At 50.8% G+C, this 12,854-nt stretch carries 8 protein-coding genes, 1 tRNA gene and 2 rRNA genes; all 11 read right to left on the bottom strand.

The window, feature by feature from the left end; genetic code table 11:
• Positions 1-101: 101 nt before the first annotated feature.
• The 11 genes from NZD86_RS12200 to NZD86_RS12150 all read right to left on the bottom strand — a co-directional run bounded on the left by NZD86_RS12200 (position 102) and on the right by NZD86_RS12150 (position 12,784).
• Entirely contained in the window at positions 102-581 is a 480-nt protein-coding gene (locus NZD86_RS12200; protein ID WP_268041958.1) for a hypothetical protein, read from the bottom strand.
• A 45-nt stretch (positions 582-626) separates the two neighbouring features.
• Positions 627-1,406 (bottom strand): flagellar brake protein, encoded by a 780-nt coding sequence (locus NZD86_RS12195; RefSeq protein WP_268041956.1) that lies wholly within the window; start codon positions 1,404-1,406, stop codon positions 627-629.
• Positions 1,407-1,470: 64 nt separating this feature from the next.
• Positions 1,471-2,763, bottom strand: coding sequence for a PepSY1/2 domain-containing protein (locus NZD86_RS12190; RefSeq protein ID WP_268041954.1), 1,293 nt, complete (start codon positions 2,761-2,763; stop codon positions 1,471-1,473).
• A gap of 21 nt (positions 2,764-2,784) precedes the next feature.
• Positions 2,785-3,588 (bottom strand): spore cortex-lytic enzyme, encoded by an 804-nt coding sequence (gene sleB, locus NZD86_RS12185; protein WP_268041951.1) that lies wholly within the window; start codon positions 3,586-3,588, stop codon positions 2,785-2,787.
• A gap of 405 nt (positions 3,589-3,993) precedes the next feature.
• The gene (locus NZD86_RS12180; RefSeq protein WP_268041949.1) at positions 3,994-5,274 is read right to left on the bottom strand and encodes a Glu/Leu/Phe/Val family dehydrogenase; all 1,281 of its coding nucleotides are present in this window, start codon (positions 5,272-5,274) and stop codon (positions 3,994-3,996) included.
• A gap of 161 nt (positions 5,275-5,435) precedes the next feature.
• A complete protein-coding gene (locus NZD86_RS12175) occupies positions 5,436-6,047 on the bottom strand; it encodes an adaptor protein MecA (protein WP_268041947.1) in 612 nt (203 codons plus the stop codon).
• A gap of 63 nt (positions 6,048-6,110) precedes the next feature.
• Complete coding sequence (gene pepV, locus NZD86_RS12170) at positions 6,111-7,490, bottom strand: dipeptidase PepV (RefSeq protein ID WP_268041945.1); 1,380 nt, start codon at positions 7,488-7,490, stop codon at positions 6,111-6,113.
• Between the two features lie 33 nt (positions 7,491-7,523).
• Positions 7,524-8,504, bottom strand: coding sequence for a substrate-binding domain-containing protein (locus tag NZD86_RS12165; RefSeq protein WP_268041943.1), 981 nt, complete (start codon positions 8,502-8,504; stop codon positions 7,524-7,526).
• Positions 8,505-8,644: 140 nt separating this feature from the next.
• A tRNA-Leu gene (locus NZD86_RS12160) sits at positions 8,645-8,727 on the bottom strand.
• A gap of 814 nt (positions 8,728-9,541) precedes the next feature.
• Positions 9,542-9,658, bottom strand: a 5S ribosomal RNA gene (gene rrf / locus NZD86_RS12155).
• A gap of 186 nt (positions 9,659-9,844) precedes the next feature.
• A 23S ribosomal RNA gene (locus NZD86_RS12150) occupies positions 9,845-12,784 on the bottom strand.
• Positions 12,785-12,854 lie beyond the last annotated feature (70 nt).

Raw genomic sequence — 12,854 nt, 5'->3', positions numbered from 1 at the left:
ACAAAACCCACCCCGTTGATTTCGCTGTTGTGATCGACCCAAACTGCTTGTCATTATGCTACCATACCGCTTTACACGACTGCAACGATGCTCAGGGTGAATTACATAAACTCCGCTGCCGGTAGGAAGGCCTGTCTGGTCGAATCGTCAAGCTGGATCGACTGACCTGGCGCGGGGAGCAAAAGTTTGTCGCTGTCCGTGTCGACGGAGATGGAAACACTATCGCCTGTCGAATCGACAAATTGGATCTGATCCCCTTCACGAACGGTGATTCTCATTTGATTCGTCGTAAAGTTACCGAGTGAACGGCCATTGACCAGCACTTCGACGCCCAAAGCACTGGTTAAAGAGTCCACTGTCAACGTTACGACAGCGGAGTCGGATTGAACGGCAGTTGGAGGTACTGTTGCCGGCTGAACACTCAACCTTCCTTCAACTTTATCCATTGCCGCTCGTACGCCGGGTAAAAAACCGAGCAACTGAATACACACAAAGACGGTTAGAACACCGAAGGCCATTGGAATAAACCAACCATCAAAAAATCCTAGAATGCGATGTATTTCACGACTCTTTGACGACATGGACATCCCTCCATGCCTAGGCTATGCAAACTCGCCTCCGTTATGTCAGTAGTCCAGTCGTCTCTGAGCTCTTTGGCGCATAAAGGTATACTGAACGATCTGTTGACGATCCGGATCCTTCATATCTGTAAAGGCCATCGAGACTAAAGTTTCTATTGGCTTATTCGTCTTTGCGAATTTCGGGGTGACTTCTTGTTTTTGTATTTCGAGTTCAGTCTCAACTTCTGCACTGTCCTTATCTTGATTACCTTCCCCGTCTTCGGCTTCGTCCTCAGTTTCCTCTTCGTCAACATCTTGAAATAATCGAACAATGCGACATGGGACTTCTATCTCATATTCCGAATAAGGCAAGGTGAACTTGGCGACGACGTAATCGTTGACACTGAGGGTTACTTCCTCAGTTGTTTTAACCGCCATGCCGCCGCCGCTCACATCAACAGCCTTCATGACATACTGCTTTCCGTCCGCAGTGCTGGTTATCTTCACCACAGCCCCCAGTGATGTTCGAAAGTACTCGCGGCGTTGAATCCGTTCTAAGTCCTTCGCCTTATCAGGTAGACCCACTTGAATAGCGGGTGTTGGGATATACGCTTTCCTAAGAACTGGAGAAGTCCATTTATAAACAACACTGCCGGACCCTAAGTATTCGATACGTAAGTTTTGCTTTACCTTCACATCCAGTTCGTGACCCGAACGCGGATGTACAGGTATATCGAGATATAGATGCTTTTTATCTACATCTGCAACTCGAGACCGATACGTATCGCGATCATTTCCCTCCAATTTGATGCGTACGCTCGTACCAACTTTTGGTGTGATCGACATCCAACGGTCCTCCTCCGCGCTCCTCTGGACTTCATTATACACAGAAGCCGCGCAGAAGGGGAGGTTACGTCAATTGATCCACCAGGACTTCCGTACCGTCGCGAGCGTCAAGGACCACGCAGAAGGTTTCCTGCTTCATCGTCCCGTAGAATGCCACGGCGGGCACGTATTGGTGGTGCTCATTCAACGCAATAACTTGCCGTTCCATTCTAACTTCAAAGTCTGGACTCAACCTTTTCTGCAGTTGGTTCACGGTCAGCTTTCGATCCGGCACACTCGTTACAGGGTTTTCATAAGCCTTTGCTGCGTTGAAGCCAGTGACGCTACCGTTATCCAGTGCGACGTGAACCTGTATGGGTTGTCCAAATACGGGTACACCTCCGACTGTCGGTGCAAAGGTAAACATTGCCGTATGATCGTACTGGAGCCCCTCTTGACGCTCGACATGAGTAAACCCTTGTGCAGCCAACCAGCGTGCGGCGTCGTTTGCAGCCTGGGCGTAGTCGTATTTGCTCGTTTGTACAGTGCGATCGTTATGATACATCAGCAAGTGCCCACCATGCTGACTGACCTCAGCCCATACATTTGCTCCTTTAAATGTGCCAGTTATGCGGTAGTAACCCGTGGGCTGATTCTGACGGTATAGTTTTGCCTGCCAGCCTTTCGTATCTTTGGCCCCAGTAATCCTTGTGACTTGTCGAAGGGCCGATGCGGATGTGACAATGGGTTCTTTGGCATAGGAAACGGTCGTCCCCGTGTCTACCGGCGGCGTCGGTTTCACTGCTGAGAGCGTCGCGACCTGTGTATCGACCTTTCTCATGCCGTCCAGCGCCAACCCTGTTGTCGTGTTATTATTTCGGCGAATCCACGAAGCGCCTTGGGCTCCGCCGAGTTGCGTCTGTAAATCCCCCAGTTGCGAAACAACGGTTGCGGACTCCTTATAAAAGGTGCTTAACTTCTGTCGAACTGTTCGATCCGTTGCTCCAGTGTCGTGGTGAATCCAATCATTCACAGCCCCATCGACTGCGTGCAAGTACGTTTGAAGGTGATTCGATGGCGTTGTATCCGCTGGCAAACGCGATAAACTGGATTCCGCCGCGTAGCACAGGCGGGATACATCACTCAAATGCTCGTGAAATACGGTATTATCCCGAGTCACAAGTGATTTGGCCATCTCGGCGCGCATACCGCGCACATCGCTCACAAGATTGTGAAACGCCGATTCATACTGCGTTTCGGCCATCCTCGCAAACGATTCTTTTTGCTGCTTTTGCCCATATCCCCAGTAGCCAACACTTGTGCCAATGGCGACAACGGCCAATGTGGCAGCTGCGAGCCAAGTTACTCGATGTAACAATTGGAACCCTCCTAGTGAAGCCTAACTCGTAAAAATGTGGTGACCGATGGTAATGATTTCGGGACGGGACCACACCCACGGATTATTTGTCTTTGCTGGGTTGAAATATGCTGTTGCGCCGTGTGTAGGGTCGTAGCCCTGAACCGCCTCCATGACGGCTCGTTTGGCTTGTGCGTCGGGTGCCAAGTTTACTTGACCGTCAGAGACAGCTGAAAAAGCCCCTGGTTGATAAACGATAGCTGGTACAGAATTCGGGTATTTAGTACTTTTTAAACGATTCACAATGACTGCAGCAATCGCGACCTCTCCTACGAAACTTTCCCCACGTGCTTCTCCATAAACCACATGTGCCATGAGATTTAAGTCGTGTTGACTAAGGCCGTGGAGAGTTGATGGAAAATTAGACGTACCCGATGACGTGTCCGTGTTCCCGTGGCCATTTGACCCCGTTGACCCGGTATTTCGACCACTATTGCCTTGATTATTACTGGACTTTTGACCCGGACTATGCCAGTTGGGTGTTGCATTAACCAACTTGCGTTTCGTTGGCATATCAACCTCGCCAGTTACTTTCAGACCGAAGTTATACTGAAAGGTTCGAACAGACCAATACGTTTTCCATCCGAACTGTCCGTCAATTTTCCCCCAATAATATCCAAGTAGTCTCAATCGACCCTGCAATTCATCGACATCATATCCTTGGCTTCCATACATCAAATTTTGAGCTGTGAATGCATATGCAGGTTTCGGATAAATGATCGGGATGCAAATCGACAGTGTCGATACGGCACATACTAGACGTAATAACAGGGCTCTCTTTCGCATCGTACGGGCTCCCTTCATAAGGAAAATACGACTGATTGTCTAAGCCGTAGTGTTTGAAAGTAAAAAAAAATTATGCCTGCGATGGGGTATCGCAGACATAATTACTCATTCATATTTTCTTTTTTCAGAAGCCCATCATGCCAGTGGTTCTACGTGAAAATCGTATTCGTTGTCACATATACACCGTTTAAATCCGGTTTCAATATGTCCCTTACCGTCCTTCACGCCACGCAATATGAAGGTCTCACCGCATTTACGGCAGTGAATATGTACTTTAATGCGTTGCGCAAACGAAACGATGGTATTTTGCAATGGTTGTGTAACCAACGTTTCCGAATGCATACGTGTCCCTCCACACCATCAAACGACGTTCTGGGTTACATTATTTACTCACTCATAGGCCGATCATACCCAACCACGCCAGCGGATGGCCTCAGCCATTCGTTGAACACCGACAATATAAGCTGCCAACCGCATGTTCACATTGTATTTTGTCGATGTCTTATATACCCCATGAAAACTCGTCCGCATCCGGGCAGAAAGTCGTTCATCGACTTCCTCTGCGGTCCAATAATACCCTTGATTATTTTGAACCCACTCAAAGTATGACACGATGACCCCACCCGAGTTGCCGACAACGTCTGGAACCAGTAAGACACCGTTGTCTGTCAAGATTTGGGTCGCCGCAGATGTCGTAGGTCCGTTTGCGGCCTCAACAATGATTGATGCTTTCACATTTGCAGCATTGTCTTGTGTAATCTGGTTTTCAATTGCCGCTGGAACCAAGATATCGCACGGCATTTCGAGTAATTCACGATTACTGATTGTATTTCGGTAGAGACGTGTCACAGTTCCGAATGAATCACGCCTCTCAAGCAGCTCATCAACGTCCAAGCCGTCTTCACGATAGAGAGCGCCATATGCATCGGATATACCTACTACCTTTGCACCTGCGTCAAACATGAACTTTGCAACGTAACTGCCAGCGTTGCCGAAACCCTGGACAATGACTTTGGCTCCATTAAGCGCAATTCCTCTCACTTTTGCTGCTTCCTCAATGCAAATGGCTACGCCCCTCGCAGTTGCGCTTTCACGTCCGCGACTCCCACCGAGTACAAGGGGTTTACCAGTGATAAATCCAGGACTGTCAAACTCCCGAAGGCGTGAGTATTCATCAAACATCCATGCCATATTTTGAGAGTTGCTAAAGACATCAGGAGCTGGTATATCTTTGGCCGGTCCGACAATCTGACTGATCGCACGAACGTATGCACGACTGACTCGTTCAATTTCGGCGAAGGACATGTCCCGCGGGTCACACTGAATTCCCCCTTTGCCACCCCCATAGGGCAAATCGGCAATCCCGCACTTGACTGACATCCAAATAGCTAGGGCTTCAACCTCATCGTGTGTGACGTCAGGGTGAAGTCTAATACCACCTTTTGTTGGACCTACGGCGTCATTATGTTGTGCGCGATATCCCGTGAAGACTTTTACTGAGCCGTCATCCATCCGAACTGGAAAACGAACGGTTAAAACCCGCAATGGTTCCTTCAAAATATCATATACCTGTCGGTCATATCCCAATGTTTGGAGCGCTTCCAGAATTACTTCCTGGGTGCGTACAAGAACATCCGTATTTTCTTTCTCAACCGCGTTGGATTGCGTCGAGTTAGCTTGCGTCACAGGACAAAACCACCTTAAGGAATGATAAATCTCTACGAAAAAGACTCCCCATAGTATACACTGCCTGTACGGATGTTAAAAGACGAAACAACCGTCGTTGTGGACAAAAAAAGAGAGTAATCCGCTGAGTCAGCAAGATCACTCTTAGGTACTTATATAATCTACACTGCAAACCGTTCTGCAATGGTCTTAATAGCATCCTCACGAATAATTTCATGCCCGTATTCGGTCAATACCGCTTCCGTTGCGTCACTTGGCACCCCATACTCTCCAAGGACTGCCGCAATCGTGTGAAACGTCTCCACGACAAGCGGATCCGTAATGACCAAATGGTATGCATCATGATAGTGAAACAGTGAACTCTCTAGATCGTAAGCCACAAGCGTGTGACAGACCGCAATCAAGTCGTCGAACTCATCAAATGAAAACACGAGCTGCGAGTCGATAGACTGCGCATAATTCTGGTGACGGTGAATGAGCCCCTCGTCATCATCATCGTCGTCATCGTCATCTTGAGCAACACCTGGAATACTTGGAATTCGTGTAACGATAACCACAACACCTTCCGTCGGCATAGTGAACGCCTCAACGGAAATAGGACCTGCAATTTCAAAACCGACTTCCATATAGGCAGTCTCCATCATGTCCCAAAACAAGTCTTGAACCTTCTTGCCGTTGTGCCATATTTCGTCCCGATCGATCCCACGTTCCTCTAGATCATCATAGCTGATAAATATACGGACTTTGTCCTTAGCAATTCGTTCAACTCGCATCCGGCGTTCCCTCCTTTTCGCGCAACTAGGGTGTTTTTGACAAGGGAAAATGCTGTACCTACATTATAACTTATTCGACAACTGTGTCATGGCTTCCGCGTAAATCTCAATACATGTTAAAAAGTCGTCAACTATCCAATTCTCGTCGACCTTGTGCGCAAAATCGTCGCGACCGGGGAGCAAAGCACCAAACGCCACCGCATTTGGAATGGCACGTGCATAAGTCGCACCGCCGATGGTCCGAGGTTCAAGTCCGTCATCGAAAAACGAGCGATACACATCCATGAGTGTTTGCACGAGAACCGATTGGGGATCGATGTACAGAGGCGGAAGGTGCTCGATAACGGATACCTGCCACTTATCTGACAAATAACTTTGTGCAGTTTGAAGCAGTTGATCGACCTTTAATCGAATGGGAAAACGAATGTTAATATAGAAACGATATGTACCATCAACCAACTCTGCCTTTCCGAGGTTGGCTGTCAGTGGACCTGTTTCCTCGTCTTCTGTGTCAATCCCCAAACCCCGGCCTTTTGTATCCCACGATCCAATCGTCCTCCACATCGACGAATTCGAGACCGTACCCGACCCAAGCAGTTGCGCCAGTTGAATCACGGCATTCACACCGGAATCAGGTCTCGAAGCGTGAGCTGACACCCCATTAACTTGGACGGTTACGATGCAGTCCTCTGATTCAATCGATGTGGTCATTTGAGCTTCCTTTGCACTCTTTCGGAGTCGAAGAGCGAATTCGTTGGCAGCAGTTGCTGAATGGCAATCCACTCGAGCAACAGCGTGATCGGCAACCATGTTAAAACGCTCGCCGCCCTCAAATGACAACACTTGCAGAGACATACTCTCAGCATCTGCAGGAATGTCTATACGGAAGGTGGTCAACCCCTTTTCCGCATAAATCAGTGGAAAACTCGCGTCAGGCGTAAACCCACCGATTGGCTTGGGTTCATAACGAAAATAATGCTCCATACATTGCCAATCAGACTCCTCATCCAAACCAAAGATGAGGCGAATTTTGCGCTTCGGTTGAATACCAAGTTCCTTCAGAGCAAACAATGCCCAAACCGTACTCATAGCAGGACCTTTGTCATCAATGGCACCGCGGGCATAGACTCTTCCCCCATGTATCTCCGCTCCGTAAGGGGGATGAGTCCACCCATCACCGGCCGGAACAACGTCAAGGTGACTGACAACGGCGACATACTCCTCGCCTTCGCCGTATTCAATGTGTCCCGCATAGCCATCGACGTTTTTGGTAACAAAACCGCGCTCTTCTGCCAGAGACAATATGTAGTTCAGCGCTGACGCTGGTCCCATGCCAAAAGGTCCGCCCTGGATTGGGTGCCCTTTCACACTCTCGATCCGCAACAGGTCTTGCAGCGTCGAAACGATAACATCTCGGTTTTGTTCAATGTATTCCTTTATCACAAGACCATTCCCTCGATTTATCGAACGCCATCTTCAGGTCGATTTGCGTTCTACAATATTGTGCAATAAGGTCACTGAGTAATTATCGACCGGCTCGTCCTGTAACAATTTCGTCAACAGCCTCATGGACACCGCCCCGAAATCGTACATCGGCTGTGCAATGACGGTCATTTCCGGGCGCACCATGTTAGCCAAGCGAGTGTTGTCAAAGGCGATGACCTTCACGTCACCCGGAACATTCAATCCGATGTCCTGTGCTGCGTGGATAGTGGCTAACCCAAGCTCGTCCGAAGCCGCAACGACTCCATCAATTTTGTGCGTCTGAATATATTCCTCCACCAACTTCAGCGCGACCTCGTAGCGCCCATGACCTGTACGAATGACGTGAAGCGATTCATCACGTACCCGACTTTTGGCCCCTTGTAGTCTTCGATCCGCCACGACAGACACACCTTCATCCATCGTTACGAAGGCAATGTTCTTACATTCGTGATCCAACAGGAAGTTTACCGCGTCTTTTCCGGCACGATAGTTGTCAATATTCACGGACGGGATGCGTCGCTCCGGATCTTCCGTAGAACACAGAACAACGGGAATCTGTGCCTCTTCAAACGCATCGATCTCCTGCTGACTAAGAACATTGGTCATGTACAGAATTCCGTCAACTTGTTTCTCCCACATCGTTCCAACCAAGGCCACTTCTCGTTCCACTTGGGAGTCCGAATTGACAAGAATAATATGGTAGTCGTACATCGTTGCGATATCCTCAATGCCCCGAACCATTTCAGCAACAAATGCTGCAGAAACGTCCGGAACGATCACGCCGATGGTACGTGTACGCTTACTCGCTAAACCCCGCGCTATGGCATTTGGACGATATCCCAGTCTGGCAATCGCATCTTGAACACGTTTCTTCGTCTCGTCTTTTACTACCGCTGTGCCGTTTATAACGCGCGAAACCGTCGCCATGGACACTTTCGCTTCGCGGGCAACGTCGTATATTGTTACAGGCATTATGCCACCTCCGTCTACACCCCACTGAGAATCTGGGACATCGTTATGTATGGTGTTCTTCTAATTATGCGGCAAGATATTGTGCTTGCCCATAGTATAATCAAAAAAGGACGGCAAAGCCGCCCTTTTTCTGACTAATATGGTGCGGGTGAAGGGACTCGAACCCCCACGGTTTCCCGCCAGAACCTAAATCTGGTGCGTCTGCCAATTCCGCCACACCCGCTCAACAAGTCAATACCCAAGCACGTCTTAACGGTGCAGCCATTAGTCAGTGCTGTCGGTACCGCCGCTAAACTATACCACGATCGGGTTACAGTTGCAAGTTTGCTTTTCACAGTTTCCGGGTGAACCGCACGCAGGGATCATGGCACAGGCCGAGTCGTGATGCGGGCCCGGAAAGATTGCCCTTGTTGGGCACTTTGCTTCTGCTTAGACGCCAACAAGGGATCGGGAGACCTGTGTTGAGGCTGCTTGCAGCTCGACAGAAGAAGATGGCCACGTAACGGTACCCGGTTCCTCTAGTCCACGTCGGGTGACGACATGTGCTCAACAACGGACTGGGAGTCCCCTGATACACAAATGGAATGCGGACTTTCTCTTTGATGTAGGGTCCAAGCCTGTAAATAAATATGATATGTGTGGGTGAATCCAAGGACGGGAGACGGGGGCTGCTAAGGTACCAGCGTGGCCTTGTTGGGCATTTTGCCTCTGCCCCAGCTCAAACAACGAACCAGGACACCTTTGTTGGCACTGTACAGCCATCTGATCAGTAGCATATTGCCGCAGAAGGGAATCCCATTCCTCTACTCAGTTTGGGGTGACGACATGTGTTCAAAGAGCGGACTGGGAGTCTGCTATTCCATGCATCCCCGAATGAAGGCTCGCATCTTCATGCGGCCTTTCTAATTTTATTTTGTTTCTATTGTAAAAATCTTCCTCCACACGTTAGTCGGTCCCCTCATCACCTTCCCCGTACAACAAAACAAAAGAGCCCTCAAGGCAGCATTCTCTGCTCCCTCAAGGGCTCTTTCTCTCTCGCCTGGCAACGTCCTACTTTCCCAGGAGGTCTCCCTCCAAGTATCCTTGGCGCTGGAGGTCTTCACGTCCGTGTTCGGTATGGGTACGGGTGTTTCCCCTCCGCTATGGTCACCAGACTGCTTGGGCTCCGGGCTCTCTCTACGCTGGCTTCGCCCTTACGGGCTGCAGAACGCTTCGTTCGATCCCTCCACCAAGGCATCTTGTACCTTACATGGTACTTCCTTAGCTTCGCCCTATGTACCGCAGCTTTCGCTACAGTTTGTCGGTACTTACAACTTGAATGATGGAACAACCTCTCTGTTCTGGTGAAGCCCTCGACCGATTCGTATCTGTCCGCTCCACGTATCACTACGCTTCCACTCCAGACCGATCTACCTTGTCTTCTTCAAGGGGTCTTACTCCGTTATCCGGATGGGATACGTTATCTTGAGGCTGGCTTCGCGCTTAGATGCTTTCAGCGCTTATCCTTTCCCGACTTGGCTACCCAGCTATGCTTCTGGCGAAACAACTGGTACACCAGCGGTCGGTTCATCCCGGTCCTCTCGTACTAAGGACGAACCCTCTCACGTATCCTGCGCCCGCGGCAGATAGGGACCGAACTGTCTCACGACGTTCTGAACCCAGCTCGCGTACCGCTTTAATGGGCGAACAGCCCAACCCTTGGGACCGACTTCAGCCCCAGGATGCGATGAGCCGACATCGAGGTGCCAAACCTCCCCGTCGATGTGAACTCTTGGGGGAGATCAGCCTGTTATCCCCGGGGTAGCTTTTATCCGTTGAGCGATGGCCCTTCCACTCGGTGCCACCGGGTCACTAAGCCCGACTTTCGTCCCTGCTCGACCTGTCCGTCTCGCAGTCAAGCTCCCTTTTGCCTTTACACGCACCGCGCGATTTCCATCCGCGCTGAGGGAACCTTTGGGCGCCTCCGTTACTCTTTTGGAGGCGACCGCCCCAGTCAAACTGTCCACCTGACACTGTCCCCGAACCAGCTTATGGTCCTAGGTTAGAACACAAGTACCTCAAGGGTGGTATCCCAACGCCGACTCCACTCAGGCTGGCGCCCAAGCTTCCCAGTCTCCCACCTATCCTGTACATGACGTACCCGTATCCCATATCAAGCTACAGTCAAGCTCCACGGGGTCTTTCCGTCTAACCGCGGGTAACCTGCATCTTCACAGGTATTACAATTTCACCGGGTCTCTCGTTGAGACAGCGCCCAAGTCGTTACGCCTTTCGTGCGGGTCAGAACTTACCTGACAAGGAATTTCGCTACCTTAGGACCGTTATAGTTACGGCCGCCGTTTACTGGGGCTTCAATTCGGAGCTTCGGTTTCCCTAACCCCTCCTCTTAACCTTCCAGCACCGGGCAGGCGTCAGCCCCTATACTTCGCCTTTCGGCTTCGCAGAGACCTGTGTTTTTGCTAAACAGTCGCTTGGGCCTTTTCACTGCGGCTTCTCTCGAAGCGCCCCTTCTCCCGAAGTTACGGGGCCATTTTGCCGAGTTCCTTAACGAGAGTTCTCCCGCGCGCCTTCGTGTTCTCCACGCGCCCACCTGTGTCGGTTTCCGGTACGGGCACCACTTCACTCACTAGAGGCTTTTCTCGGCAGTGTGACTTACAGGACTTCGCTACTGTTCTTCGCTCCCCATCACAGCTCACGCTTCACGGAGTGCGGATTTCCCTACACTCCACGCTCACTGCTTGGACGGCCTCTTCCATCCGGCCGCTTCCTTCAGCCTCCTGCGTTACCCCTTCGCTCAAACGCTCCGCGGTGGTACAGGAATTTCAACCTGTTGTCCTTCGACTACGCCTTTCGGCCTCGCCTTAGGTCCCGACTTACCCTGGGCGGACGAGCCTTCCCCAGGAAACCTTGGGCTTTCGGCGGACAAGATTCTCACTTGTCTTTTCGCTACTCATACCGGCATTCTCACTTCCATCCGCTCCACCATGCCTTCCAGCACAGCTTCCCCGCAAATGGAACGCTCCCCTACCATGTTTCCATCCATAGCTTCGGTGTCTGGTTTAGCCCCGTTACATTTTCCGCGCAGCGCCACTCGACCAGTGAGCTATTACGCACTCTTTAAATGGTGGCTGCTTCTAAGCCAACATCCTGGTTGTCTGTGCAACGCCACATCGTTCCCCACTGAACCAGTACTTTGGGACCTTAGCTGTTGGTCTGGGCTGTTTCCCTCTTGACCACGGGTCTTATCACTCGTAGTCTGACTGCCAGGTTCTTCGACAAAGTGGCATTCGCAGTTTGACTGAGCTTGGTAACCCTCGCGGGCCCCGCACCCAATCAGTGCTCTACCTCCACTTCTCATTCCCTGACGCTAGCCCTCAAGCTATTTCGGGGAGAACCAGCTATCTCCGGGTTCGATTGGAATTTCTCCCCTACCCCCAGTTCATCCCCTGGCTTTTCAACGCCAGTGGGTTCGGGCCTCCATGCGGTGTTACCCGCACTTCACCCTGACCAGGGGTAGATCACCCGGTTTCGGGTCGATGACGACAAACTTATTCGCCCTATTCAGACTCGCTTTCGCTTCGGCTTCGGCTCCTTTGCCTTAACCTTGCTTGCCATCATCACTCGCCGGTTCATTCTACAAAAGGCACGCCGTCACATGTCATGCATGCTCCGACTGCTTGTAAGCACACGGTTTCAGGTTCTCTTTCACTCCGCTCCCGCGGTCCTTTTCACCTTTCCCTCACGGTACTATCCGCTATCGGTCGCCAAGAAGTATTTAGCCTTAGGAGGTGGTCCTCCCAGATTCCCACGGGATTCCTCGTGTCCCGCAGTACTTGGGGTCTGTATCACTTTCCACAATCCATTTCAGTTACCGGGCTCTCACCGTCTATGGCCGGCCTTCCCATGCCGTTCTCCTATGGATTCTTTCCAGTTGGTTCCCTGCAGGTCCCCACATACAGCCCCTCGACCCCGCATACGCATCGACTGCAGTCTGTACCACGTATACGGTTTAGGCTTCTCCGCTTTCGCTCGCCACTACTTACGGAATCGCGTTCGCTTTCTTTTCCTCGAGGTACTTAGATGTTTCAGTTCCCTCGGTTGCCTCCGCACAGCTATGTATTCACTGTACGGTACTAGCGCTTCTCACTAGCAGGTTTCCCCATTCGGACATCCACGGATCAATGCTCGCTTACAGCTCCCCGTGGCATTTCGGTGTTCGCCCCGTCCTTCTTCGGCTCTTGGCGCCTAGGCATCCTCCGTGCGCTCTTTCTAACTTCACCGTTTTGACAAAAGACTCCACTTCGGACTACTGCGTCACTCGTCGGCCAACTCCCTCACGTACTTATGTAC

The sequence above is a fragment of the Alicyclobacillus dauci genome, assembly GCF_026651605.1.
In the GTDB taxonomy this organism is placed as follows: Bacteria; Bacillota; Bacilli; order Alicyclobacillales; family Alicyclobacillaceae; genus Alicyclobacillus; species Alicyclobacillus dauci.
The sequence above is the reverse complement of the archived record's forward strand: the minus strand, read 5'-3'. Positions and strand labels throughout refer to the sequence as shown.